This is a genomic window from Legionella drozanskii LLAP-1, from assembly GCF_001467585.1.
Classification (GTDB): Bacteria; Pseudomonadota; Gammaproteobacteria; order Legionellales; family Legionellaceae; genus Tatlockia; species Tatlockia drozanskii.
The window spans coordinates 110520-135414 of the sequence record NZ_LNXY01000020.1; the positions used below are offsets into that span (position 1 = coordinate 110520).

The following is a 24895-nucleotide window of genomic DNA, read 5'->3' on the forward strand; positions in this document are numbered from 1 at the left end:
ATTATTGGATTGTAAGTTTCAAGAGTGGCCTTCTAGACAACGCTTCCTCAGACCGAACGGATTGGAGACCTAGTTGCCAATTTAAATCTTTCGTTTCCGTCAATCACCGCAAAAGCAAAGACGCAGGCACTGAGTGGAAGCGCTATGCGCTTAGCTCGAATCAATAAGGTAATTTTATGGCATGGATTTATTTATTGTTTGCAGGCCTATTTGAAGTCGTATGGGCAGTAGGATTAAAGTATACAGAGGGTTTTTCAAAACTTTATCCTTCATTAGCGACAATATTTGCTATGCTATTAAGCTTTCTATTGCTTGCTCAATCGTTAAAAGTACTGCCTATTGGAACAGCCTATGCTATTTGGACAGGCATTGGAGCCGTTGGTGCTGTCTTTTATGGGATTTATTTTCTTGGAGAGCCGGCTACATTGATACGGCTTGGCTGTATTGCTCTAATCATTATCGCTATCATTGGACTAAAGCTGTCCAGCCCTCACTGATTGGTTTGTATTTTTTATGATTTCGCAAACTGCGTCGTTATTTTGAGAAAACTATCATAACGCCGCTGAGCTAGTTTACCTTCCTCCAAGGCCGCGATAATTGCACAACCAGGACTATCACGGTGGTTACAATTACGAAACTTGCACTGAGAAGTCAAGGGTTTAAATTCTCGATAACCTTGAGTGATCTCTGAGACAGGCATATGCCATAAACCAAATTCGCGAACGCCTGGAGAATCAATTAAATTGCCACCCGAAGGTAAATGATAAAGACGTGAATTGCTTGTTGTATGGCAACCTAATTCGGAGCCAACAGAGATTGCTGCGGTTTGAATATTAGTTTCATGAGGAAGTATTCCTGCAATTAATGAGGATTTTCCCACGCCAGATTGTCCAACAAAGACTGAGGTTTGATGGTTGAGTGTTTGCTTGAGTAAATCATAGCCCTGATTATCCTGACTGGACGTAAACAAAACAGGATATCCAAGCGGTTCATAAAATGCTAATAATTCGTCTTGCAAGCTAGGGTTAGCAATATCCATCTTATTGAGAACAATACAGACGTTGAGACCTAGATGTTCGATCATGACGAGATAACTATCGAGCAATGACCAAGATAGTTCGGGTTTTGCGGCAACCACCACAATGACTTGTGTAATATTTGCAGCGATTGGTTTAAACTCCCCTCGCTTATCAGGGCGGCCTAACATGGAGTCCCGAGGGAAACGGCTAACCACAACACCGTGTTTACCCTCAGCTTGCCAAATGACTCGATCTCCAGCGACTAAGGAGTCAATGTTGGGACGAATAGAGCAATGAATGCGGTCATTTGTATCGTTTTCAATAATTGCATGACGGCTAAACCGAGAAAGCACTAAACCTTGTTGCGTAGATAAAAGCTCGTCGGTTTCGATGTTTTGCCGATAGTCTGACTGTATTTTTTGAATACGTGCAGTCTGCTGTTTGTTAATTCGTCTTTTACTCATGGTTTAAACATAGTCTATAATTGAGAGCATTATAAACCATATGAACCTGAATAGCTGGCAAAATGTTAAAGCTAAGTGACTCGGTGCATATTTTTTAAATTAAAAGGTCTTTAATTGGAATGAAAGTTTATTTGGTTGGAGGAGCTGTTCGAGATCAACTATTGGGATATCCAGTAAAAGAGCGTGATTGGGTCGTCGTTGGCGCAACTCCTGAACAAATGCGCGAACAAGGCTACCAACAAGTTGGCCGTGATTTTCCAGTATTTCTACATCCTTCCACACGAGAAGAATACGCATTAGCCAGAACTGAGCGCAAGTCAGGGCCGGGTTATTATGGGTTCGATTGTGATTTCAATAAAAATGTGACGCTAGAAGACGATTTGTTGCGTCGTGATTTGACTATTAATGCGATGGCAAAAGACGAGGGCGGTCAACTTATTGATCCCTATCATGGACAAAACGATCTTAATGCAAAAATCTTACGCCATGTATCCCCAGCGTTTATAGAAGACCCCGTTCGTGTCCTTCGTGTAGCACGCTTTGCTGCTCGTTATGCGCATTTGGGTTTTAAATTAGCGGATGAGACCCGGGCTTTGATGTATGCTATGGTAACTCGCGGTGAATTAAAACATTTGGTTGCAGAACGAGTCTGGCAAGAATGGCAACGCAGTCTCAATGAACAAAATCCCGAAGTTTTTATTCAAATTTTAAGGGCATGTGGGGCACTTAAAGTGGTTTTACCGGAAATTGATGCTTTATTTGGCGTTCCCAATCCGAGACAATATCATCCTGAAGTCGATAGCGGAGTGCATTCATTAATGAGTCTTCAGGCTGCTGTTGAATTATCCCCAGACCCTCAGGTGCGGTTTGCAGCTTTACTTCATGATTTGGGGAAAGCAGAGACGCCAATGGAACAATGGCCTAAACATTATGAGCATGAAGAGCGCGGCGTGGAAATTATTAAGCCCTTATGCGAGCGTTTGCGGATTCCAGCCGATTACCGTAAATTTGCAGTGATGGTTGCACGTTTTCATTTAAATATTCATCGCTTATTTGAATTACGCGCAAACACAATAGTGAAAATTCTTGAAAAAACGGATGCTTTTCGTCGTCCCCAGTTATTTGAAAAACTTTTATTAGCATGCGAAGCAGATGCTCAGGGTTGCGGTGGTCACAAAATTGACTATCAACAAGGGGTATCTTGGCGTTATCTCTTTATGGAATGTGCTAAAGTGACTGCTCAAAATCTAATAGAGCAAGGCTTTCAAGGAGAAGCAATTAAGGAAGGGTTACATCAACGGCGTGTAGCTTGCGCTGATCTTATTTCAAATTCGTGGAAACAACATGAAAAACATCAATAATTTAATTTGGATTGATCTGGAAATGACAGGTCTTTTGCCAGAAAAAGATCGTATCATTGAAATGGCAACTATTGTTACAGACGCTCATCTCAACATTTTAGCTGAGGGCCCAGTGTTTGCTATTCGTCAGGATGAAGCTTTGCTGGCAGGAATGGATGAATGGAATACGCGACAACATAATCAGTCAGGTTTGGTTAAGCGTGTGCTGGAATCAACAGTTACTGAGGCCCAAGCTGAGCGCCAAACAATCGAATTTCTCAAAAACTATATCGACCAGGGTAAATCTCCTATGTGTGGTAATAGTATTTGTCTGGATAGACGCTTTTTGTATAAATATATGCCGGACTTAGCCGCCTATTTTCATTACCGCAATTTAGATGTGACTACTTTAAAAGAATTAGTAAAACGTTGGAGACCAAGATTGCTTCAAGGCGTGATAAAAGAATCAAAACATTTAGCACTGGATGATATCAAAGATTCAATTGCTGAACTGGCCTATTATCGTCAACATTTTATTAATTTAGCGGATGCTAATCATGATTGAGCGCGAAGATCTTATTCTACCTAATGAGGCCGATAAATTATTATTGCATTCATGCTGTGCGCCCTGTTCAGGCGAAGTCATGGAAGCCTTGTTATTTTCAGACATAAATTTTTCTATTTTTTTCTATAATCCCAATATACATCCAGTACAAGAATATGAAATCAGAAAAAATGAAAATATAGCTTTTGCAAAAAAGCATAATATTCCCTTTATCGATGCCGATTATGATAAAGATAATTGGTTTGCACGAATAAAAGGCCTTGAATGGGAGCCTGAACGTGGAAAACGTTGTACGGCCTGTTTTGATATGCGTTTTGAGCGCACAGCACTTTATGCTTATGAGCATGGTTTTCCCGTAATAAGTAGTTCACTTGGCATTTCCCGCTGGAAGGATATGAATCAAATTAATGAGGCTGGTATACGTGCAGCTAGTCGTTATCCACAGATAGAATATTGGACTTACAACTGGCGCAAAAATGGCGGGGCGGCAAGAATGTATGAAATCGCGAAGCGGGAAAGTTTCTATAAACAGGAATATTGCGGTTGTGTGTATTCTTTGCGAGACACTAATGCTTGGCGCAAACAGAACACACGTGAGCGAATTAAGATTGGTATTAATTATTATGGTACTGAACAAGAGCAGCAGGGATCGGACACACAAGAAAATTAAAGGAGAGCAGCGATGATCTTTCATGAATATGAAGAAGAAGCGCATGATCATCATAGTCACTCTCATGGTCATCATCATGGGCCCAGGGAATATAATCGGGCATTTTTGATTGCTATTATAGCGAATGGTGTGTTTGTGATTTGCCAAATTATTTTTGCTTATATTGCGAACTCCACCAGCTTATTAGCGGATGCAATTCATAATCTTGGTGATGTCTTAAGTTTGATTCTTGCTTGGATTGCCAATGGCTTACTGAAGCGAAATCCTACCCAACAGACAACTTATGGTATGAAAAAAACCTCCATTTTAGCTGCCTTGGCTAATGGAGTTTTACTGGTATTTACCTGTGGAATTATCGCGACTGAGGCGGTGTATAAATTATTCTCGCCCTCGCAAACTGAAGCAATTTCCGTCATGATCATCGCTAGCATAGGAATTCTAGTGAATGGAGCAACTGCGGCCCTCTTTTTACGTGGTTCGGATGATTTGAACATTCGCGCGGCTTTCCTGCATTTATTATATGACGCAATTATCTCAATCGGCGTTGTGCTCTCCGCAGCACTTTTGTATTGGACACATTGGTTGTGGATTGACCCCGTCGTTGGTTTGTTAATTTCTATTTTAATTATTAAAGGAACTTGGACGCTCTTCACGGATAGCTTCCGACTGATTATTGATGGAGTTCCTCGAGGGATATCGTGGAATGAAGTGCGGGAATCGTTACAGGCTGAACCAGGGGTCAAAGAAGTTCATGATCTCCATATTTGGGCAATTAGCACCCAAGAAAATGCACTCTCAGTGCACCTTTTCATGCCCGATTTGCCATTAAGTGATGAAGCACGACAGACTTTAGTGAAGCACTTGCATGATAAGCATAATATCCATCATGCGACTATCCAGGTTGAACGTGATTTATCCTTTTGCGCGGATGCTTGTACTCCTACGTTGAGCTAGGTTCTTAGAAATGTTGGGCTGTGATACCTCAGGGCTAAGGTCCAACATATCCTTATTTTTCTTCCTGAATTGCAAGAGCTAATCCCTGACGATAGGCAATACAGGCGCCCGGCTGATCGCTTAAACGTTCAAGTAAGTGGCCTAACTCCTCATAACTTTCGGGGGTTGCTGCGAGGTTAATGCTTTTTTCAAAATAAGTTTTTGCTTTACCCCATAAATGATTGTGCAGACATAATCGGCCTAGGCAAAGATATAACTCAGCAGAATGAGGTTGTTTTTTCAGTAAGGACTCGGCGAATAGGAGCTGCTTATCACTCGTTCTCACTTTACCATATAAGTTAATTAAATTTTCATCGTATTGTCGACGTAGGCAGTAGCGTAAAACGGATTCTGCTTTTTGATGGTCTTTATGAGCTATTAAAAAACGACAATATTCAGCCATCAAATCTGGATCATGAGCTAGGTTTTTGGGTAATCGGTCGATTAATTGAGTTAAATTCTCAGGTTGAGAATATTTTGTTGCATCTGAAATCGCTTGCAAATAAGTTTGCTGCTGTAATCGAGCAAAAGCATTGCCCGAGACAACATGATATTTCTTTAATTCAGGAAGAAGAGCAATAAGCTGGGGCCAATCTTTAACCTCGATATAAAGGCGCATGAGCAGCTTTAACACATAAGGATGTCGCGGAGCCAAGTCTTGCAAATGACGTAAAGTGGCTAGCGCTTGCTCCCATTGCTGATTGGCAAGTTGCAGCTGCGCTTGAGTTAGCTCCACTGCTATTTTGGCATCTGGCATGGATTGCTGAGCTTCACGAAGATAATTGTCGCGCAGTTGATTATCACCCATCTCTTGAGCCGCTCGCGCTGCCGTTAAATAGTTGAGCAAAGGACTCTCTGTATCTGGCAGTGCTTTGATTAAGTGGTTTTTAGCCTGAGACCAATGGCCCTCACTGAATTCAATTAAACCCTGCTGAGTTTTAGCTTGCGCTTTTTGAATACGTCGTTTTGCTTGCCAATTGCGAAAAGTTGTAGGGCTTCTACCTAGTTTAGCGAGTAGTAATAGAATTCCATGGAGTACAAAAAATGCGACAATCAATGAAAATATGGCAAACCAAAGCGTGGTTTCTAGACTCCAGTGGTTAACGGTGACTAGTAAGTAGCCCGGGTCATGACTTAATTGAATTCCTACATAGACGGAAATCAGTAAGACAAGAAAAATTAGGAATAAGCGAATCATTGGGCTTTGCCTCCTTCCTTGGTAGTAGAGGTATCCATCGACTGCGTTTGTTTGGAATCTATCAATTGATTGAGGATTGTAAGTGATTGATCAAGCGTTGGCCTAACTCTTTCTAATTTTTCTTTTTGCAAGGACTGTAGTTGTTTGATTAAGGTTTGTGTGGCTAATGCATTTTCATCAAAAGCACGATTGATATTGTTTAAAGCCTGTGAGAGCGCTAATTGATAGATTTTAGGATTACTGTGTAAAAGTGCCCATTGCGCCTCTTGCAAATTAAACCGGATGCTATCACGGAGTAAGGTCTGATGAAGAGGTGAAAGTAAAGGTTGAATGTCTTCATCATTACGACGAACAACAACAAGCTTTTCTAAAACATAGAGGCTTTCTTTGAATTTTTGGCGCCAAGTGGGATTTTCCTTATCGATTTTCTGATTAAGTTGCGAATCATCCAAAGGTTGTTTAATGGGTAAGTTGTCGATCACGTTTTCAGCCGCATCCAGTTGACTTAAAAGTCCGGCAACATCGATTTTAGGAAGCGATTGCAATTGTACTATTTCTTGCGCGATGGCTTGTCGTACATTAAATAACTGTTGATCGGGAATATTACGTAATAAGGCATCTGCTTGCTGTAAGAGGCCAATAGTCGCTTCCTGATCATCACTCCAATGAGCATTAATTTGTGCCAACTCCAAATAGTAACGGGCTTTTAACAATAGCCAATCTTGCGTTTGAAAAAGACGCTGTTGCATAGCAGATTGTAGTTGGTCATTCATTGCTTGCATTTGGTTTTGCATACTGGTTTGCGATTGGCTGGCGGCTGTCTTGACGGTTGCGAGATTGTTTTGGGTATCCGATTGCTGTTGTTTGATTTGTTCGACTGTACGATTAATTGTTTGTGCTTGCTGCTGATTGAGTTGCTGCGATTGTTTACTCGCATAGATGGCATAGAAAGCGACGAGGAGGGCAAGAAGAGCCAGGGCGCTTGGAAGCAAAGTTACTATTCCTGGTAGTGATTTAGAGGAAGACTTCGTTTTAATGGTCTGTTGGGTTTGAATTTTATCTAACTGAGAAGGTTTATCAGCCGGTTTGGAAGACTTTGTCTGTTCTTCATTGTTATTGGCCATGACTTAATCCTTGGTTGAATTCGTGCAATGCATTTAATAGTGTTTCTAGGGTACTGACTATAATGGTTTGCATACCCAATAATGCAGCTTCTTTCGCCAAACGCTCGCTAATTACAATACAGGGTAAACTACGAAGCCAGGCATGTCTCCCTTCACCAAACAAAAGAAAAATATTATGCATCGCTTGTTGACTTGTAAACAGTATAATATCCACAGCTTGATTGCGCCACAATGAATGAAACAGTTCTGAGTTGGCTTGTGGCAGAAGCTGTTTGTAGACCTGAAAGATCAATAAATTCGCGCCGCGAGTGCTCAGGGTTTCCTCAATGAGAGGTCTTCCTTTTTCGCCTTTAAACAGCAAAATGGTTTCATTTTTGACCTGTTGTAACGTCTGAAGTTCTAGTAAATGCTCACTGTCAGCAATCTCCGGACTAAGATCTACTTGAATGCCATAATTCCTCAAAGCGTTTGCTGTTGCCTGTCCAACAGCGATGACTTGGATAGTCGTTGGCCACTTTTGCGCTAGAGCACTAAAGCAATATTTCACGGCATTAGTGCTCACGAAGATAGCTTTTTCCACGGTATTCAATTGCGGTAATGACCTCAGCCAATCCTTAGGTGTCGGTTTAATAGTGAGGGCTGGACATTCAATTGCCACACCGCCAGCTGCATTAATCATCTGACTTAGGATTTTGCCCTGCTCAAGAGGGCGAGTATTTAAGACACGCAGGCCGTTGAGTGAACTCATGATTGGGCTAATAGCTCTGCTGCTCCTTTAGCATATAAGGCCTTAGCGCAAGCTTCAGCTAAGTCTTGTGCCTGGGATTGATGACTCCTTCGACTATCACTAATCACTTTTTTGCCATCAGGGGAGAGTACTTTTGCACGAAGCTCTAATTGGTCTTTTCCTTCGGCTCTGCAATACACGGCAAGAGGCGCATGACAGTTACCGCCTAGTAAGGCATTCACTTGACGTTCAGCACTTACACAAAGAGCAGTAAGTGGATCGTTTAAAGGGGCTAAGAGTTCTTGTATTGCCCGATCACCTTGGCGGCATTCTATACCTAAGGCACCCTGCCCACAGGCTGGTAACATTAAATCCTCGTTTAAGATTTCACTAATCGAATTATGAAACTCCATGCGTTCGAGACCAGCGACGGCAAGGATAATTGCATCATATTCGCCGGCGTGTAGCTTGTCTAATCGCGTATTAATGTTGCCACGTAGGGGTCTGATTTCAAGATCGGGACGCAGTGCTAAAAGTTGTGCCTGACGGCGGAGGCTTGCTGTTCCCACAATACTTTTTTGAGGAAGTTCGCTTAATTTTCTGTGGTTTGCGGCGATGAATGCGTCAAAGGGATTATGTCTGTCACAAATCGTAGTAAGCGCTAAACCCTCGGGGAAAGTTGCAGGCACATCTTTTAGCGAATGGACGGCTATATCAGCTCTATTATCTAAAAGAGCTTCTTCTAATTCTTTTACAAATAGTCCTTTACCACCAACCGCTTGCAACTTATCGCGTAGAAATTTATCTCCTGAGGTGGTCATGGGAACTAGCTCTATTTTAAGTGAGGGCCAGTATTGATTGATTTTTTCACCGATGTGATTTGCCTGCCACAGAGCAAGAGGACTTTTTCTTGTCGCTATCCGCAAAACTTGAATGACCATTAATTTTTCTTACACAATTTTTTATTGCCATAATACACAGGATTAGTTTTTCTTGTAACCCCTCTTATGGAGGCATTATTGAATGGGTGAATTTTGCGCAACTAATGTAGGTTGAGGTCAAGGCCCAACAAATTCATTAACCTAAGAATAGGTAAAATGTTGGGCCCAACCGATGGTTAATGCATCCTTGCCTCCTCTTAATTAAAGAACGCGACCTCCTTTTCCCCTTCAGCGATCATTGCATGCTCCATGGCAATTTTCAAAGCAGGAATATTCAAGTTCAATCTACCTTGCTTATCAATCCATTGAAGTTCGGTAATCACCTGACGAGTGAGACACTCTTCTCGCAATCCTTTGCGGAATATGTCTTCCAAAGTTGCCTCTTCGAAATGAATATCCGGTTGCAGGTTAAGTGCTTTATTATTTAATAAAGAGCTGTATTTTTTTATAAATGCGTTTTGTAATTTTTCTGTGCTAATATCAATTTCTTGATTATTGAAAATGTCTATATCTGGTGCAGAGAAATGATATTTGCGAGCAAATTTTTCATAAAAAAATTCAGCCAACAAAGCATGGATATCGGCGCTTGGATGGATATCATCCCAAAATATAGAGCCATCTGTTGGTGAAGTGTTATCCTCTCTAATTTTGAAATAAGGAGACGTCGTGTAAGGTACATCACGTTTCTTTTTCTCAAAATGGTATTTTTCTGGATTATCATAAATTTCTTTGAAATGTTTAGCGGTATCAAAGACGGTAATTGAACAATGTGGATACATTTCAGCAAGCTCATGAGACGCTTTTGCTAACTGATCATTAAAATAAACACTGCATTCATGTGCATTGTCGAGCTCAAAGCCGCCTAAGGCTTGGTATCGTGGGGATAAGGAAAGATCGGGTAAATTGAATAATACGAAGTGACGGTAGCCATTTTTGATTAACGTTTCGGCATTCTTGATTCGAGCTTTGATCGCACGATCAACTTCTTCGTGAGAAGGGCGGGCATTCACAGTAATTAAGTCATTTGCCCCTGACCATTCAATAATGAGGGTTTGGTCTTTATGAGCGGGTGAGATGTTTTGCTCCCGATCGTAGGCGAGCAATTTTTCGCGTTTTGATTCCAAAGTAGACAGAATTAAACGGCTAAAAAAGCGGGCAGGGTTATAGCTTAATGCCCAACTATAATCATGAGCGGTTAAGCCCCCCTCATCATAGGTCCTTACAAATTCATGACCTTTATATTTAATGTAAAGATCATTATCCAGGGTGTAGCTTTGGTGGATGGGATTTTCTATTTTTGCGTCACCATTCAGGATAGCATCCGAGATCTCCGTAGATTTTAGCCCTTGCCTTTTAAAGTGACTAATTAAAAAGTCACTGATAAATCGGGCACTGATGTGATCACTCCAAACATACCCGTTGGTAAATCTCCCTTTAGGTGATTTATTATGCAAATCAGAGAGATAACGTAATATTAGGCTCCGATTGGCAGTGCCTCGATCAGTAAGACTATCTCCCTGCGTGATAATGCGCGTTATGGTCTTTGGTTTCACGATTTTTTCCTTGTTAGTTTAATAAATAAACAACTAAAATCGCCCATACAAAGGTAGAAAAACCAAAAGCTGAATACCCTTTTCTGTAGTGACTATTCCAGCATAAAACAGTCTGATAAAAATTAATACTCTTTTTTAACGAAAAATTAAGCAGACAGAAAATTTTTATAACACAGTGATTTGTTAATTTAAAAAATGAGTTAATAAAAAACATTGGCTGTTTATTAATGACTTGACTTTATTGAGGAGGTAGACAAATCTAGAGTGTTCCTAGGGAAAGAAATTTCATCGCATGCAAAACTTTAAAAAAATAGTGAATAATCTCGATCATTCTATGCAACGTAGTTTGTCTAATGCTGGGCATCAGTTGGTTGCAGTAGGGGCGATTGCTTTTTTGGGGTTCCCTTTATTTTATATAATATGGACAGAATGGTTTCCTCAGTCTTATGAAACCTTTTGGTTGAGAATTATTGGTAGCTTTCTTGGACTTGGCTTAATGCTTACCCCTTATTGGCCAAATGCAACAAGACCTTATCTACCCTGGTATTGGTTTTTGTCGATTCTTTACACCCTATCGTTTTTTTTCGCTTTTTCATTTTTTATGAATAATGCGAGTGTTATTTCGGCTATGTCTCTGCTTTGTTCTGTATTTTTGTTAGTGTTGCTCGTTGACTTGCTAAGTCTAACCATTTTGCTCCTGTTAGGTTGGGGGATGGCTTTGATTTGCTATTGTTTATTTGCCCCAGAGCTTTATTTTGGTGTAGAACATATTGAAACCTCCCTTGTTTTGTTATTTGTCATTATTACCGGTTCAACTGTCAATTATAAAGCGACGATGCTTCAACAGCAGCGCTTAGAAGGTATGGCTGCCGCTGCAGGAATGATAGCGCATGAATTAAGAACCCCTTTACTAGGAATTAAAAGTGGGGCGAAAGCAATGTCGCGTTATTCTCCGCAATTGTTTCAGGCTTATCAGCTTGCCAAAGAACAAGGTCTTTTAGGCAATACCTTAAGAGACTTACGCATGCAACAACTTGAAGAAGTAAGCGATAGAATTATCTGTGAAATTGATTATGCAAACACCATTATTGATATGTTATTAATCAAAGCAGGGCGTGAAAATTTCTTGCAAAATTGCACTCTAGAATCTTGTTCTATGGCGGATTGTTTGGCGGCTGCAATAGCACGATATCCCTTTAAAACTTCTGAAGAACGCTCCCTAGTCACTTGGCAAGGTGATTTTGCGTTTACAGGCTCAAAATTACTGATGCAACATGTGCTTTTCAATCTCTTAAAAAATGCATTATATGTGATAGCAACAGCGCAAAAAGGAGAGATCAATATTTGGACTGAAAAAAGGGATAAATTTAATACGCTGTATTTTAAAGATTCTGCTATCGGCATGTCTTCTCAGCAACTAGCACGAATATTTAATCATTTTTATACAACTACTTTTATGGGAACTGGGATTGGTTTATCTTTTTGCAAGCTTGTGATGAATCGCTTTGGAGGAGATATCCGTTGTGATGCAAAGGAAGGATGTTACACACAGTTTATGCTTTCTTTTCCTGCGATTTGAGTTGAAAAAGAACGATAAAAAGATGAGGTTTTTATCTAATATTTACTCGCATTTATTTACTCGCATTTTCTTTTATTTTATTTGGAAAAATAAAGTAGTCGTGTTATTTTTATTTGCAATTTGTAAGTCTTCAATAGGTAATGCTGTCTAATGGCTTTTATTTAACTACGTATAAGCTGAAGATTGGGTAAGGGCTCAGATGAATAAAGCGCTGAACTTTTACAAACTTAGCATTAATTAGTGATAGGAACGCTCGCTCAGGAGGAGCCATGCAATACTCTTCTATACCTACCTGCTACTTTCCAAGCACGGCTTTATTTATTGATGATAGCCGTGATTTTCTATTAAATTTTGTACTGCAATTAGATGAGGGTTTGGCGTATCGAATTTTTGATTCTCCATTCGATGCACTTGATTGTATCCATAAAAAGCGCTGTGAATTAGATTTGCTAAGCCAACGTTGTTTAAGCGAATACACAGAAGCGAAGAATTGTCCTGTAACTAATCATACAATTAATCTTAATTTGGCAGCGATTCATGCTGAAATATATAATCCTCGTCGCTTCTCAGAAATTTCAGTCGTAGTGGTGGATTATGCAATGCCGGGGATGGATGGTTTAGAGTTTTGTCGGCGCATTGAAAACACTAAGATCAAAAAAATTCTATTGACAGGACAAGCTGACGAAAAGTTGGCAATTGAAGCATTTAACGAGGGATTAATTCATCGTTATATTCAAAAAAGTGATCCCAATGTCGCTGAATTGATTACTAAAAGTATCTACGATTTGCAAATGCAATATTTCCAAGCAATGTCCGATATGATTGTGAGAATGTTATCCGTTGCCTCTCCTAGCTGTTTGCGCGATAAAAAGTTCGGCGAATTTTTTCATCAACTTCGTCATGAAAAACGCATTGTTGAACATTATTTAGCTGATAATTCAGGTAGCTTTTTGTTGCTTGATGATGATGCTAATGTCAGTTTTCTGATTGTAAGAAATGAAGCTGATCTGCGGTTGCATTATGATTTGGCATTGGATAATGGTGCGAGTGGAGAAGTGTTAGATCAACTGGCAGGAGGAGAAAAAATTCCTTGTTTCTGGCAAGTTAAGACTCAAGCACCCAATTGGAGTGATTGGTCAAGCTGGCTTGTTCCAGCACAGAGATTTGACTCTAATGAAACCTATTTTTATTCCTATGTACGCGGCCCAGCGCTTTTCGACGTTCAGCAAGAGAAAATACTTTCCTATCATCGTCATCTAGAAGAGCTTGATGCAGAGGAATTGCTTTTGGTATAAATTTCGTTGGGCCTTGGCCCAACAAATTCGGTGCCCGATCAACAATTACTGCTGCGCGGTATAACCAAAAAAAGGCAATTGCCCTTTTTTTCTATCCAAGCTTGCCAGGCAATCAACGACTTTAGCCAACTCTTTTTGGCAATGATGAGCAGAGATTGATAGTCGAATTAAAGCTTTATTTTTAGGTGTTGCCGGGGCACAGAATACGGAGCCATGAAGATCTTCCTTTTCAAGTTCATTGCGAAGCCAAATGGTATTGGCTTCACTGCCCGTAATGAGTGGAATAATCTGCGAATTACTCTCACCTATATAAAAACCAAGTTGTAATAGCTTATTACGTAAAAAGGATGCGTTATCATGTAGTTTGTCGCGTCGCCACTCTTCATTAGCAATAATAGAAAGTGCAGCGCAAAACCCTGCTAAATCATGAGGGGCTAGTGCTGAGCTAAAGATGGTGGGTAAAGAAGTATAACGAATCAGCTCTATCAAATCATGATTCGCTGCGACCAAGCCCCCTCGGCCAGAGAAGGCTTTAGCAAGACTTGCTGTGATGATATCAACCTCTGATGATAAACCGAGCTCTGCGACTAACCCGCTACCTTGTGGCCCATGTGTCCCCAAGGAGTGAGATTCGTCGACGATGAGTAAGCAATCAAATTCTCTCGCAAGTTGCACATATTCAAGTAACGGACTGATGGTCCCAGTTGAACTGTAAATTGAATCTACTGCGATAATACCAGAGCCATAGCGCTTCAGACGATTGCGTAAAGATTGTACTGAATTATGTTGAAAAGGTACAGGCTTAGCATTCGCTGCCTTGACTCCTTCCCAAAATGACATATGCGCATAAAAATCCAAATAAACCGGTAAACCATGCGAAGCAAGGGCTTGGATTAAACCAATGTTAGCACACCAGCCGGATTGAGTGAGCAAGGTAGCTGGATAGTGAATAAATTGAGCAAATTGCTGTTCACAAGTTGAGAGCAAACTTTCATCGCTTAAAAATACAGGCGATTGCATCTGACCATTCCCATGTTTTTTCATGGCGTTAATTTGCGCTCGGATCAGCTTAGGATGATTGCTAATATGCAGATAATCATTACTCGAAAAAATCAACGAGTTCGCTGTGGGTATTTTTCCTTTGAGAATATGCTTGTCCTGCCAGGATTGTTTGACCCGCACATCAAAATATTGCTGCATAGCTTGATGAATAAAAAAAGGGAGTTCATCCCTTATTTTGCTAGAGAGTACATTGAATTTCTTTTGAGTGAGCGTATTTCGCTGATCGTACTTTGCCATTCCTTTGCCTTATCACTTCTAGGTATACAAAGCGATTATCCGTGCTAGTGTTTCCACTCCGTCATTTTCCTGATAAGAAATCCAGACCCATAAAGAACAATACCAGTAAGTATCAAGCTTAAAATACGTACAATGGTGGGTGTTGAGGAAGCGTCATAAAATAGTGCTTTAATCGCGGCAAAACTTAAGATAAAGAGGGCCGATTTAGCCATTATCTTATCTTGGCGAATAAAGGCAAAACCGATTACGCACATTGCATAAAAAAGCCAAGATGCCGAGACAGCAAGAGAGCCATAATCATTAGTCAGTTGATAAAGCCAGGCTATTCCAAGTAAATGTGCAGCAACCAGAACAAAATAATAGCTGTATTCATCTTTTAAAGTAAAGTAATCATGATGAAGGAGCAGAGCTGTCCAAATACTTGCAAAAGCGGCGAATCCGACGATAAACCACGGTATACTAAATTGTCCCGCGAGATGACTTAAGATATTAATGTATTCAATTCCTAAAATAATAACCAAAGCGGTTAAAGGAATAAGAAAAACGCGAGTAAATTTAAACTGGGCGAACTTAACATAAAGACTATATCCAAGAACAATAATAATAAATAACCAGGGTCGAAAAATAAGAGGCAAAAGTTCAAGATAAATGGAATGAAATCCCACGATAGTCGAAAAGGTTAAAATCACTAAACGACTATTATAAAGTCGTTCAGAAAACCATCTTGTTGCTGATAAATAAAGCCAGATGAGAAGAGCTGCAAACCCTAATGAAATCCATGGAGCAAGGACTGGCTGAATGCGATCAAGGAAATAATATTCCATTGCATAAAAAATCAATAAAACAGGCAAAAAGCTCCACGCTTCTTTCTCAGTCAATTGTTTATGGGTTAGCTGAGTATGAAAATAAGTACCGAGTGAATAGATCAAATAATATATGGCGAGAACGACAGCAATTAAACCATCCTGATTGAGTTGAAACCCAATATAAGAAGTGACTGTAATAGCCAAATAAGCAGAAATTACAGTTAATGTGCGTGTTTGAACCCAGACAGAAAGTGTTGCGAAAGTTAACGAGCAAATAATGAAATAATACAAGGAAAATACGGCATTAGAATCGAACTCTAAAAGAAGAGGACCTAAAAAAGCACCTAATGCGGCAATAATGGCATAAAGATCGTGTTTGATTTTTACGTAAAGCCAAATGCAAAATCCAGAGATAAAGCTTGTCAGCGCAATTGCGGTTTGAAATGAAATAAGATAATAAAAGGCGTAGCCAGCAAAAACGGTAAGATACAAAATAATAGCTCCCGCTGCGGGCAACAAACTGGCATAAGTGAGGTCGTATTCAAACAATTTAATGCCCGTGGTGATAAGAGCAAGACCAAATAGAATGGCAAAAGCGAGTTGTTTTTGGGGAGTTAGCCAACCGGATTGAATGGAAAGCTTAATAATAAAACCTGCAGCAAGGATGAAGCAAACCACAGCGACTATACCAAGCCAGTTGCCTGCTCTAGCAGGTTGGGATTTGTCGGTAGAGGAGGGTTGCATCAGTTTTGGCGTTTGCTTAGCAAGTTTGCTTGGAGCATTTAACGCTAATTGATTTTCGATCATAGCAAGGCGTGCTTCAATAACACCTAAACGCTCTTCAATATTGCTATAGCTCACAAACGCCTCCTTTTCGGTTAAGGGTTAAGTTTTTAAATTCTCAATATTTTCTAATGATAAATTTGCTGTCACATAGATTCATTGCTTATAAGCAAGTGTAGTCTTGATGCAGCGAAGCGGGATCAAGGTTTACTTATGCTTCTAAGTTGTAAAAACTTTTCAGTCAAGGCAGCGATTTTATCATAATTATCATCTAAATTTTCGAGTATTTTTTAATTGCAAAGATAAAAGCTATGCGGAGTATGATCAACAACAATCCTCTCAGAAAATAGCTTGAATTTATAAGCAGTTAAATTGACTACACTCTTCAACTAATTCTCGCATCAATTTAGCGACAGAAATTTCTCTACATAAATTAGCGGATTGTCCTGCCCACAATGACATAAAATCAGTACAGTTTTGTTTTCCTGCTTCGTTACGCATTCCCCGCGTCATTGCATTTTGGATAGGAAAGGGAAGTATGTATTTTTTATGATTAGACATGCGCTCAATAAATTTGTTTTTTATACCACGAGCGAATCTTCCTGAAAATGCTGAAGTTAAGACAGTGCTATCTTTTTTAGTCTCTAATAGGAGTTGTTTATATTTTGTAGAAATTTCTGATTCGTTACAGGTTAAAAAAGCAGTTCCCATTTGCACTGCAGAAGCACCTAACAAATGCGCAGCAGCTATTCCTTTTCCATTCATAATGCCCCCTGCTGCAATAATCGGAATTTTTATCTGTTCAACCAGTTGAGGCAATAAGCTGAATAGGCCAATTAAGCCGTCCTCTTCATCACCGATAAAAGTACCGCGATGCCCCCCTGCTTCACTACCTTGCGCGACAATCATATCGATGTCTGATTTTTCAAGCAAAATGGCTTCGGGAACATTCGTTGCTGTACCGATTATTATCGTTTTATTCTTTTTTAGTTTCGTTATCCAGGTTTCGGAGAGTAATCCAAAAATAAAACTGAAAACGGGGACTTTTTCCTCAATAATCACCTGCATTTGCTCTTCAAAATCAGGCGAATAGGGCGCAGGAACTGGATGCGTTTTATAATTTAACTCAGGGCTTGCTTGTTCTATCATTTTGCAAGATTGCAGAATTTGCTCCTGCTGTGCTGAGGCCGGATGTTCATTCGGTATAAAAAGATTAATAGAAAAAGAATGATCAGTTAATTCACGAATTTTGCGAATAGCGTCCCTGAGGGCTTCCGCTTGCATATAAGCCCCACCAAGCGAACCTAAACCACCCGCATTAGACACCGCTGCAACTAGAAGAGGAGTGGTTGATCCTGCCATAGGTGCTTGGATAATAGGAAATTGGCTCCCAAGTTTTTTTGCGATAGTGGCCATGGGTTTCATGAAACAGATCTCCTTATACGCCTAAACGGCAGGGCTAGTCCAAAAAAACTTAAAAATTCGCATTCCCAATATAAGCAATGATAATCTTGTCCCTAAAAAACCAATTTGCTTGATTTTTATAAGAAATCGCTGCCAAATCGGGTTCTAGATGAGCAAATTGCCGGATTAAAAAACTATAGCAGATCAATACAAAAAATGAAGACAAGCTGGAAATACGGCGTGCTTGCCGGTATCATTTTTGGATTCGTAGTAGAGGGTTTGATCATGCGTTATAGTTTTTTCTTCTTAATTGCTGCTTTATCACTAAATATTTTTGCTCTGGTGGCTCCAGATAAACAGCAAATAGAAGAGCGTATTAAACCGATTGGCCAAGTACGTATAGCGACGCAAGATAGCACGTCGACTAAAAAACCTGTGCAAAGTTCTTCAGACACTGGCTCGACTAATACTGCCGGACAAGCGACGTATGAACAATACTGTTCCACATGTCATCGTGATGGATTAGCGGGTGCGCCTAAATTCGGAGTGAAAGAAGATTGGCAGCCACGTCTAGACAAACAAGCTTTGGATGGCCTTGTTACTTCAGCAATCAAAGGACTCAATGCAATGCCAATGAGAGGTACCTGCATGCAATGCAGCGATGAGGAGATTAAAAATGCTATACAGTATATGTTGCCACAATCATGACTAAACTCACTTATAAACGCTGGCAGATCTTATTGACCTTTTTAAGTTTTCTTGTGTTGGTTAGTTCGTTTTACTTTCAATATGTAAAGGGATTACCCCCTTGTCCATTATGCTTGATGCAACGATTATGTGTATCGTTGCTATTTATGATTTGTTTTATCGGGATAAATATTCGCAGTTTAAAGGGAGGGAAGGTCGTTGCTTGCTTACAATTTATCGTTGCTGGCTGCGGTTTATTTTTTGCCAGTCGCCAACTTTGGCTACAATCCCTGCCTGTCGGGCAAGCCCCCAGTTGTATGCCAGGATTAGATGTACTGATTCGTTATTTTCCCTGGAAAGATGTGATGCATTCTCTTTTGTGGGGCACAGGCGATTGTGCTGAAATTTCTTGGCAATGGTTAGGATTATCAATGCCTGCTTGGGCTGCGTTATTTTTTGCCTTTTTATTAATAGTCGCTATCCCAGTTTTTTGGATATTACGTCAACAACTACTAAGGTTAGAACAGCGCTGAGAAGCCAGCTTAAGTTGCTATCTTCATTTGTAAATGCTATATAAAAAACAAAATACTCTTCCGCTAAGAAGGACATCATGCGGTTATTTTACTCGCTTAATTTAAGTATCATTATTTGCGGTTTAACTGCCTGTGAGCAAATTTCTGTTTTATCCACACCAAAGAAACAAGCAATTGCTTCACACAGCGAGCTTGCTAATAAAGCACAAAATTATTTCTGGGAAACCTTGCATCAGGGTAATTATCAGGATATCCCTCAGGTAGATTACTTATTAATGGCTGCTTATTTAGAAAATCCCAACGATCCCACGCTGGCAGCCCATATCGGACTGCTCCATCTCTGGAAGATTACGGAGCGTCAGCGCAACAAAACGATACCTCCTACTATTACGAATGAAATAATATTATCAAAAAAATATCTCTCTGATGCCCTGCAATTAGATCCCAATAATCCAATTTATCAAGGATTTGTGGGGGATGCTCAATTAATCGAGGGAAAAATTTTTCACGATCCACGTGAAGAAACAAGGGCTTATTTTAAGTTAAAAACTGCAATTCACAGTTGGCCAGAGTTTAACTATTTTACTGCGGGTTACACAATGACTTCATTGCCCCCGGATTCTAAATTCTTCCAAGAGGCATTAGACTGGCAATGGAAAACGCTGGATCTCTGCTCAGGACAGAAAATCGATCGCCGTAATCCTGTTTATTCTCTTGCCCCGAATCAATCCAAAGAGGGTAAAAAACGAGTTTGTTGGAATTCTTGGATTGCTCCATTTGGATTCGAAGGATTTTTTATGAATATGGGTGATATGCTCGTTAAATCCGGTGATTGGAAAACGGCCATCACCGTCTATAACAATGCCAAGCTTGATAAAAATTATTCGCAATGGCCTTATCGAGAAATGTTAGAAAAACGAATAATTAATGCACAACAAAATGTCACTAATTTTCAAAAAGAATTTTTAGGTCCTGATAAGACAATTATGTTTAATTCCGGTTATGGATGTATGACCTGTCATCAGAGTGTCGCTAAATAAGCTTATTGCTACGGATTAATCGATAAAAAGCCATAAGTATTGATTACTGTGCTGGTAAATAAGCAGCCACTTAGCTATCATCGCCAACCATTGTAACGATCAATTCACTCAATATGAAAAAGTTTCATTCTGAGCTTATTAAGAATCATGCTTTTACTAAAGCACGTGTGACACGAGTAAGCACGCCACATGGTGACTTTATAACACCGGTGTTTATGCCTGTGGGAACTCGCGCTGGAGTGAATAATATGACACCGCGAGAGCTCGTTGCGGCGGGTAGCCAGATTATTCTGGGAGGTAATACTTACCATATGCTTTGTGCTCCAGGTATGGAAGTCATTGAAAAAGCAGGGGGCATGCACTCGTTTATGGGTTGGCATGGACCTATGTTAACGGACAGTGGTGGATTCCAAGTTTTTAGCTTATCTAGAAATAAAGAAATATGTACGATTGATGAAGAGGGAGCACATTTTCGTCTACCAGGTACAACCCGTCTAATTCATATGACTCCAGAAATGTCACTTGAAACGCAGAAAATTATCGGTGCAGATATTATTATGGCGTTTGATCAATGTACTCCCGATAGTTGTTCTCGTGAGGAAGTTCAGCACATCATGCGACGTACTCATCGCTGGCTTAAACAATCAATTAATTATCATCGGCAGTATCCAAACTCACGCTATGGTGCAAGCCAAGCGTTATTCGGAATTGTGCAGGGTGGTATTTACGAGGATTTACGTCAGGAAAGTGCGGAATTTGTTGCCTCAATGAACACGGACGGCATTGCCATAGGCGGTGAGACCGTTGGTTTTGATATGAAAATGACGGTCAATATCATTCGCTGGATTAAAGACTATCTACCTGAAAATAAACCACGTTATACAATGGGTGTTGGTATGTCGCCTCAAGATTTGCTGGATGTAGTCGCTGAAGGCATTGATATGTTTGACTGTGTAGCGCCTACTCGTAATGCTCGACATGGCGCTTTGTATTGTGGGGAAATTGTAAAAGATGGGAATTGGTTAAGATTTGCCAGCCCCTACGAAAATGAGCGTATTCAGATAAAAAAAGCCTGTTTCGCCAATGATTTTTCACCCATTATGCCTAGCTGTACTTGCTATACTTGCCAACATCATTCCCGTGCATTTTTACATCATTTAAGCAAACAGAAAGCCAATCTGTTTACAGCATTAGCGACTATTCACAATATCCATGTAATGCATGAAGTTTGTGCTAAAATGCGCGACCTTATACTTAACTCTTAGCCTTAATTTTAGAATAAACAGGAGAACTCAATGATTTTAATTAACACATCAAAGGGTGACATTCGTATAGAAATGCACAAAGAGAATGCGCCAAACACTGTAGAGAATTTTCTAAATTATGTCCGTAATGGATTTTATAATAATACGATTTTTCATCGTGTGATTGATGGATTTATGATCCAAGGTGGCGGGTTAACTGCAGATATGGATCAGAAAGCAACTGAAACACCTGTAAAAAATGAAGCGAAACAAGCGAAACCCAATAAGCGCGGTACAATAGCTATGGCAAGAACCATGGATCCTCATTCAGCTACTGCACAATTTTTTATTAACGTAGCTGATAATGCGTTCCTCAATTTCAGTGGTGAACATTCGCAGGGTTATGGTTATTGTGTATTCGGTGAAGTTGTTGAAGGAATGGATGTTGTCGATGCTATTGCTAAAGTCAAAACAGGTCAACATAAAGGTCATGCAGATGTACCAGTAGAAGAAGTGACTATTCTCGAGATTAAGGAAGAAGTTTAGTATCTGTCTTGTAAATTCTTTCTACAAGCTCAAGCGATATCTAAAGTATTCGCTCTCCGCGAAAGCAGAGAGGCCAGGCTCAATCAGCGTAAGTTGAGCCTTGGCCCAACCTTTTGCTAAAAACCGGCAACCTAACAATTGAGTCATAAAAAATAGCCATTCACTGATTTAGCCGCAAAGATTTGCATAGCGATAAAGTAATTAGGATTATTTTGACAATCTATAACGCAAAAGAAATAGAATCAACTCGACTATTGCTAACAAAACCAACTAATAAAGATGTTCCTATTCTGGAAAATTTGTGGCGAAATGAAGCGGTGCGGAAATTCCTTGGAGGTACTTTAACTGATGAAATAATTCATCAAAGGATTGCTGACTTACAAAATCATTGGGAATTATACAATTTTGGATTATTAGTCGTTTTTGAAAAATTTTCACAGCAAATTATGGGTCTTTGTGGTTTACACCATTCGGATGATGGAATAGAAATTTCATATATGTTTTTCCCTGACTTTTGGGAGAAAGGTTTTGCTAGCGAAGCAGTAAAAGCATGTGTAGCTTATGGATTCAATGTACTGAAAATAGAACGTATTATTGCGATCACTCAGCTAGAAAACACAAAGTCCTGCCGTCTTCTAAATAAAATCGGGATGCGCCATATAAGCAATTTTATGCGGTTTAATGCTATTCAAAGTGTGTATGAATTAAAACGTTAAAAATTTTAATTTGGGTTTTGCTTAACATACCGTTGGCGAATCCTCGTGGTAGCATTTGTGCGCCTGTAGAGAGAAATGAAAAAAGACGCTATTTATCACTCCGTTTCCGTAAACTGGCTGAATAGTCAAATTTAGGGATCTCAATATGAAACAAAATAGCTAATAAGCGAGTCAAAAAAATAGCGATTAGAGTAATCACTAAATTGAGCTCGTCTGCGACGTGAAAATGGGCCAAAACGGTAAATAATAAAGCGCCAGCAAGTGCAATCACTGCATACAATTCTTTGCGAAGAACTAAAGGAATATCATTACAAAGTATATCGCGTAACATTCCCCCGCAAATACCGGTAATCATCCCGCTAAGAATCGCGACACTAGGTGAGAAACCATTACTAAGACTTTTTTGCGTACCTAGAATCACAAAAGTAGATAAGCCCAGCGCATCAAGGATTAAAAAAACCTTCATAATGCGCACTAATGAATGAGCAATAAAAATAGTTAAAAAAGCACAGGCTGAAGTGTATAAAAGATATTCAGGATGGACTACCCAAGTTAGGGGATAGGTATTTAAAAGTGTATCACGTACAGTACCTCCACCCAATGCCGCGATAGAAGCGATTAACAGAACCCCAAAAAAATCCATTTTCTTTCGACCTGCTGCAATAGCGCCTGTCATAGCTTCCACACAAATGCCCAAAATAAATAAATAGTTGAGTAACATAATTTTTGCTTTGTGCTCAAAAAATGGCGATCATACCATTGATCCTATTGCTGGCGAAATAGCTAGGAAAGCGCTAGGATTATAATAGACTAGCTGTTGAAGCATGATGTTCGGAGAAATCAAATGGTTAAAGAGCAACTTAAACCGTCAATATTTATTAACGCAGTCGAGCAAGAAATGCATGATAATATCCTGCGTTTAGATCAAAAATTAAAAGGCTTTTTAACTGAGATCAACGTAAAAATTGAAGCAATCGATGATGATGAGTTGGAATATAAAGAGGAGCGAAAAAATCAATTATCGCTATTGGCTGGAGACATCAGCAAAGCACTTGATGGCATAAAAAATTTAGTTAATATGGTGCTTGAAGACGGCGTAAGTGCTAGCCAATTTGTGGAAATGAATCGAGAGGGTTTAGATGCTTTACTCGAGACCTTTAAACAAAGCCTAAAAAAGGTAAATAAGGTCAGAGATAAATTTTAAGTCAGCACTGACTCGAGTGGAATTGAGTAAAAAAATAGGTCATATCGTATTCGTCGAGCGCATAACCATCACATCAGCAATTAAAATTTGTACTATTTGCTGTTTTTGGTTAATCGTATGATTGCAAATTTTTACTGTTCCCCATTGTGGACGCGTTTTCGAAGGTTTAATTTCCAAAACCTCACCCTCGATATGTAAGCAATCTGAAGGATAAGTGGGATTAGGCCAACTTAACTCCCCCCTTTTACCAATGAGACCGCCAGCAAAACGGTAGCCTACTGCTTCTACTAAAAGTTTCATGGTAATTGCCGCAGTGTGCCATCCACTCGCTATAAGCTGGCCAAAGAGGGTATTTTTTGCGGCTTCTTCGTCAAGATGAAAGGGCTGTGGATCAAATTGCTTGGCAAAAGTTTTAACTTGCTCTGTATCAAGTGTGTAACTATTACTAATGAAACATTGACCTACTTGAATATCATCAAGATACAATAAGTTAGCTTTGTTTTTTGATGTCATAGGCTTTCTCGCTATTTAATTAGTGTTAGCTTACCTACTCTGAATAAGTCTAGCAATAAAAGCAGTCTCTAATTTTAAACACAAAAATATTGAGGATATTTATCTGTTTTCATTCAAAATGGTTTTATTTTTCCTATCTGACAGTTATTCTCAGTGAACTTTTAGCCTAAAAGTAAAATTATCCTGAAATCAGGAGAATTGGAATTCAAAAATGACTATTCATACTTGGTATTTTCCCTCTATTATCGCACTCTTGTTGTATGGCGCTTGGGGATATTGGGGGGCAAGAGCATCCAGTTTTATCAATCCTCTTTCAATTACCTTTTATTCAAGTTTAGGGGTTTTAGTTGCTGGATTCCTAGCTTTGGCATTGCTTGATTTTAAACCAGAAATTTCTGCCAAGGGTAGTGTTTATGGTTTGCTCAATGGATTTGCCAATGGCATCGCTTGCATTTTTTTCATCATAGCCCTACGTAAAGGCCCTGCAATGCCTGTTGTGTTAATTACGTCAATGTATCCGCTGATTACTCTAATTCTGTGCGTCGTCTTTCTCAAGCAAGGAGTCAGTTCTCGACAAGCATTAGGGATGCTTTTTGCTGTAGCTGCCTTAGTGTTGTTTTCATCGGAAGCCTAATCTATTACAAATCAATTA

Annotated in this window: 26 protein-coding genes; 15 read left to right on the forward strand and 11 right to left on the reverse strand. The window is 39.7% G+C overall.

All coding sequences use genetic code 11. From position 1 onward, the window contains the following. The first annotated feature begins 176 nt into the window (after window positions 1-176). Complete coding sequence (gene sugE / locus Ldro_RS04830; protein ID WP_058495288.1) at window positions 177-497, forward strand: quaternary ammonium compound efflux SMR transporter SugE; 321 nt, start codon at window positions 177-179, stop codon at window positions 495-497. Between the two features lie 14 nt (window positions 498-511). Here the strand turns inward: sugE and rsgA are convergent, their stop codons facing one another. Beyond that, window positions 512-1483 (reverse strand): small ribosomal subunit biogenesis GTPase RsgA, encoded by a 972-nt coding sequence (gene rsgA, locus Ldro_RS04835; protein WP_058495289.1) that lies wholly within the window; start codon window positions 1481-1483, stop codon window positions 512-514. Window positions 1484-1602: 119 nt separating this feature from the next. Between rsgA and Ldro_RS04840 the strand changes: the two genes are divergently transcribed. From Ldro_RS04840 to Ldro_RS04855, 4 genes are read left to right on the forward strand one after another with little or no spacing between them, the layout of a single operon-like run. Further along, window positions 1603-2844, forward strand: a complete 1242-nt coding sequence (locus Ldro_RS04840; RefSeq protein ID WP_058495290.1) for a multifunctional CCA addition/repair protein — start codon at window positions 1603-1605, stop codon at window positions 2842-2844. Beyond that, on the forward strand, window positions 2828-3388 hold the full coding sequence (gene orn / locus Ldro_RS04845; protein WP_058495291.1) for an oligoribonuclease: 561 nt from the start codon (window positions 2828-2830) through the stop codon (window positions 3386-3388). The genes Ldro_RS04840 and orn overlap by 17 nt, the downstream gene beginning before the upstream one ends. Beyond that, entirely contained in the window at window positions 3381-4058 is a 678-nt protein-coding gene (locus tag Ldro_RS04850; RefSeq protein WP_058495292.1) for an epoxyqueuosine reductase QueH, read from the forward strand. Before orn ends, Ldro_RS04850 begins: the two co-directional genes overlap by 8 nt. 12 nt (window positions 4059-4070) lie before the next feature. Then, entirely contained in the window at window positions 4071-5012 is a 942-nt protein-coding gene (locus Ldro_RS04855; protein WP_058495293.1) for a cation diffusion facilitator family transporter, read from the forward strand. 52 nt (window positions 5013-5064) lie between these two features. Here the strand turns inward: Ldro_RS04855 and Ldro_RS04860 are convergent, their stop codons facing one another. The 5 genes from Ldro_RS04860 to Ldro_RS04880 all read right to left on the reverse strand — a co-directional run bounded on the left by Ldro_RS04860 (window position 5065) and on the right by Ldro_RS04880 (window position 10594). Further along, entirely contained in the window at window positions 5065-6249 is a 1185-nt protein-coding gene (locus Ldro_RS04860; RefSeq protein ID WP_058495294.1) for a heme biosynthesis HemY N-terminal domain-containing protein, read from the reverse strand. Further along, the gene (locus Ldro_RS04865) at window positions 6246-7373 is read right to left on the reverse strand and encodes a uroporphyrinogen-III C-methyltransferase (protein ID WP_058495295.1); all 1128 of its coding nucleotides are present in this window, start codon (window positions 7371-7373) and stop codon (window positions 6246-6248) included. The genes Ldro_RS04860 and Ldro_RS04865 overlap by 4 nt, the downstream gene beginning before the upstream one ends. Then, window positions 7363-8121 carry a uroporphyrinogen-III synthase gene (locus Ldro_RS04870; RefSeq protein WP_058495296.1) on the reverse strand — a complete coding sequence of 253 codons (759 nt, stop codon included), beginning with the start codon at window positions 8119-8121 and terminating at the stop codon, window positions 7363-7365. Before Ldro_RS04870 ends, Ldro_RS04865 begins: the two co-directional genes overlap by 11 nt. Beyond that, entirely contained in the window at window positions 8118-9041 is a 924-nt protein-coding gene (gene hemC / locus Ldro_RS04875) for a hydroxymethylbilane synthase (RefSeq protein WP_058495297.1), read from the reverse strand. Before hemC ends, Ldro_RS04870 begins: the two co-directional genes overlap by 4 nt. A gap of 197 nt (window positions 9042-9238) precedes the next feature. Then, window positions 9239-10594, reverse strand: a complete 1356-nt coding sequence (locus Ldro_RS04880) for an SGNH/GDSL hydrolase family protein (RefSeq protein WP_058495298.1) — start codon at window positions 10592-10594, stop codon at window positions 9239-9241. A 292-nt stretch (window positions 10595-10886) separates the two neighbouring features. Between Ldro_RS04880 and Ldro_RS04885 the strand changes: the two genes are divergently transcribed. Continuing rightward, window positions 10887-12173, forward strand: coding sequence for a sensor histidine kinase (locus tag Ldro_RS04885; protein WP_058495299.1), 1287 nt, complete (start codon window positions 10887-10889; stop codon window positions 12171-12173). 269 nt (window positions 12174-12442) lie between these two features. Further along, window positions 12443-13468 (forward strand): response regulator, encoded by a 1026-nt coding sequence (locus Ldro_RS04890; protein ID WP_058495300.1) that lies wholly within the window; start codon window positions 12443-12445, stop codon window positions 13466-13468. A 45-nt stretch (window positions 13469-13513) separates the two neighbouring features. Here Ldro_RS04890 and cqsA read toward each other — a convergent pair whose 3' ends face one another. The 3 genes from cqsA to Ldro_RS04905 all read right to left on the reverse strand — a co-directional run bounded on the left by cqsA (window position 13514) and on the right by Ldro_RS04905 (window position 17781). Continuing rightward, the gene (cqsA, locus tag Ldro_RS04895; protein WP_083497896.1) at window positions 13514-14767 is read right to left on the reverse strand and encodes an alpha-hydroxyketone-type quorum-sensing autoinducer synthase; all 1254 of its coding nucleotides are present in this window, start codon (window positions 14765-14767) and stop codon (window positions 13514-13516) included. Between the two features lie 44 nt (window positions 14768-14811). Next, window positions 14812-16434 (reverse strand): DUF2339 domain-containing protein, encoded by a 1623-nt coding sequence (locus Ldro_RS04900; protein WP_131764348.1) that lies wholly within the window; start codon window positions 16432-16434, stop codon window positions 14812-14814. A gap of 279 nt (window positions 16435-16713) precedes the next feature. Next, window positions 16714-17781 (reverse strand): NAD(P)H-dependent flavin oxidoreductase, encoded by a 1068-nt coding sequence (locus Ldro_RS04905; RefSeq protein WP_058495301.1) that lies wholly within the window; start codon window positions 17779-17781, stop codon window positions 16714-16716. A 195-nt stretch (window positions 17782-17976) separates the two neighbouring features. On the opposite strand from Ldro_RS04905, the gene Ldro_RS04910 reads away from it, so the two are divergent. From Ldro_RS04910 to Ldro_RS04935, 6 genes are all read left to right on the forward strand, one after another. Beyond that, a complete protein-coding gene (locus Ldro_RS04910; RefSeq protein WP_238583968.1) occupies window positions 17977-18468 on the forward strand; it encodes a c-type cytochrome in 492 nt (163 codons plus the stop codon). Then, on the forward strand, window positions 18465-18980 hold the full coding sequence (locus tag Ldro_RS04915; RefSeq protein WP_058495302.1) for a disulfide bond formation protein B: 516 nt from the start codon (window positions 18465-18467) through the stop codon (window positions 18978-18980). Before Ldro_RS04910 ends, Ldro_RS04915 begins: the two co-directional genes overlap by 4 nt. Before the next feature lie 77 nt (window positions 18981-19057). After that, a complete protein-coding gene (locus Ldro_RS04920) occupies window positions 19058-20020 on the forward strand; it encodes a hypothetical protein (protein ID WP_058495303.1) in 963 nt (320 codons plus the stop codon). Between the two features lie 113 nt (window positions 20021-20133). Further along, on the forward strand, window positions 20134-21285 hold the full coding sequence (gene tgt, locus Ldro_RS04925; protein ID WP_058495304.1) for a tRNA guanosine(34) transglycosylase Tgt: 1152 nt from the start codon (window positions 20134-20136) through the stop codon (window positions 21283-21285). Window positions 21286-21315: 30 nt separating this feature from the next. Next, entirely contained in the window at window positions 21316-21810 is a 495-nt protein-coding gene (locus tag Ldro_RS04930) for a peptidylprolyl isomerase (protein WP_058495305.1), read from the forward strand. 212 nt (window positions 21811-22022) lie between these two features. Next, window positions 22023-22526 carry a GNAT family N-acetyltransferase gene (locus Ldro_RS04935; protein ID WP_058495306.1) on the forward strand — a complete coding sequence of 168 codons (504 nt, stop codon included), beginning with the start codon at window positions 22023-22025 and terminating at the stop codon, window positions 22524-22526. A gap of 88 nt (window positions 22527-22614) precedes the next feature. Here the strand turns inward: Ldro_RS04935 and Ldro_RS04940 are convergent, their stop codons facing one another. After that, a complete protein-coding gene (locus Ldro_RS04940; protein WP_058495307.1) occupies window positions 22615-23247 on the reverse strand; it encodes a trimeric intracellular cation channel family protein in 633 nt (210 codons plus the stop codon). Window positions 23248-23370: 123 nt separating this feature from the next. Between Ldro_RS04940 and Ldro_RS04945 the strand changes: the two genes are divergently transcribed. Beyond that, on the forward strand, window positions 23371-23730 hold the full coding sequence (locus Ldro_RS04945; RefSeq protein WP_058495308.1) for a hypothetical protein: 360 nt from the start codon (window positions 23371-23373) through the stop codon (window positions 23728-23730). A 39-nt stretch (window positions 23731-23769) separates the two neighbouring features. On the opposite strand, the gene Ldro_RS04950 is transcribed toward Ldro_RS04945, so the two are convergent. Further along, entirely contained in the window at window positions 23770-24243 is a 474-nt protein-coding gene (locus Ldro_RS04950) for a MaoC family dehydratase (protein ID WP_058495309.1), read from the reverse strand. 211 nt (window positions 24244-24454) lie between these two features. Here Ldro_RS04950 and Ldro_RS04955 point away from each other — a divergent pair, with 211 nt between their 5' ends. After that, a complete protein-coding gene (locus tag Ldro_RS04955) occupies window positions 24455-24877 on the forward strand; it encodes an EamA family transporter (RefSeq protein WP_058495310.1) in 423 nt (140 codons plus the stop codon). Window positions 24878-24895 lie beyond the last annotated feature (18 nt).

Bases quoted from the DNA above. Each gene is read 5' to 3' on its own strand.
- sugE (WP_058495288.1), top strand. From the start codon at position 177: ATGGCATGGATTTATTTATTGTTTGCAGGCCTATTTGAAGTCGTATGG.
- rsgA (WP_058495289.1), bottom strand. From the start codon at position 1,483: ATGAGTAAAAGACGAATTAACAAACAGCAGACTGCACGTATTCAAAAA.
- Ldro_RS04840 (WP_058495290.1), top strand. From the start codon at position 1,603: ATGAAAGTTTATTTGGTTGGAGGAGCTGTTCGAGATCAACTATTGGGA.
- orn (WP_058495291.1), top strand. From the start codon at position 2,828: ATGAAAAACATCAATAATTTAATTTGGATTGATCTGGAAATGACAGGT.
- Ldro_RS04850 (WP_058495292.1), top strand. From the start codon at position 3,381: ATGATTGAGCGCGAAGATCTTATTCTACCTAATGAGGCCGATAAATTA.
- Ldro_RS04855 (WP_058495293.1), top strand. From the start codon at position 4,071: ATGATCTTTCATGAATATGAAGAAGAAGCGCATGATCATCATAGTCAC.
- Ldro_RS04860 (WP_058495294.1), bottom strand. From the start codon at position 6,249: ATGATTCGCTTATTCCTAATTTTTCTTGTCTTACTGATTTCCGTCTAT.
- Ldro_RS04865 (WP_058495295.1), bottom strand. From the start codon at position 7,373: ATGGCCAATAACAATGAAGAACAGACAAAGTCTTCCAAACCGGCTGAT.
- Ldro_RS04870 (WP_058495296.1), bottom strand. From the start codon at position 8,121: ATGAGTTCACTCAACGGCCTGCGTGTCTTAAATACTCGCCCTCTTGAG.
- hemC (WP_058495297.1), bottom strand. From the start codon at position 9,041: ATGGTCATTCAAGTTTTGCGGATAGCGACAAGAAAAAGTCCTCTTGCT.
- Ldro_RS04885 (WP_058495299.1), top strand. From the start codon at position 10,887: ATGCAAAACTTTAAAAAAATAGTGAATAATCTCGATCATTCTATGCAA.
- Ldro_RS04890 (WP_058495300.1), top strand. From the start codon at position 12,443: ATGCAATACTCTTCTATACCTACCTGCTACTTTCCAAGCACGGCTTTA.
- cqsA (WP_083497896.1), bottom strand. From the start codon at position 14,767: ATGGCAAAGTACGATCAGCGAAATACGCTCACTCAAAAGAAATTCAAT.
- Ldro_RS04905 (WP_058495301.1), bottom strand. From the start codon at position 17,781: ATGAAACCCATGGCCACTATCGCAAAAAAACTTGGGAGCCAATTTCCT.
- Ldro_RS04910 (WP_238583968.1), top strand. From the start codon at position 17,977: ATGAAGACAAGCTGGAAATACGGCGTGCTTGCCGGTATCATTTTTGGA.
- Ldro_RS04915 (WP_058495302.1), top strand. From the start codon at position 18,465: ATGACTAAACTCACTTATAAACGCTGGCAGATCTTATTGACCTTTTTA.
- Ldro_RS04920 (WP_058495303.1), top strand. From the start codon at position 19,058: ATGCGGTTATTTTACTCGCTTAATTTAAGTATCATTATTTGCGGTTTA.
- tgt (WP_058495304.1), top strand. From the start codon at position 20,134: ATGAAAAAGTTTCATTCTGAGCTTATTAAGAATCATGCTTTTACTAAA.
- Ldro_RS04930 (WP_058495305.1), top strand. From the start codon at position 21,316: ATGATTTTAATTAACACATCAAAGGGTGACATTCGTATAGAAATGCAC.
- Ldro_RS04940 (WP_058495307.1), bottom strand. From the start codon at position 23,247: ATGTTACTCAACTATTTATTTATTTTGGGCATTTGTGTGGAAGCTATG.
- Ldro_RS04945 (WP_058495308.1), top strand. From the start codon at position 23,371: ATGGTTAAAGAGCAACTTAAACCGTCAATATTTATTAACGCAGTCGAG.
- Ldro_RS04950 (WP_058495309.1), bottom strand. From the start codon at position 24,243: ATGACATCAAAAAACAAAGCTAACTTATTGTATCTTGATGATATTCAA.
- Ldro_RS04955 (WP_058495310.1), top strand. From the start codon at position 24,455: ATGACTATTCATACTTGGTATTTTCCCTCTATTATCGCACTCTTGTTG.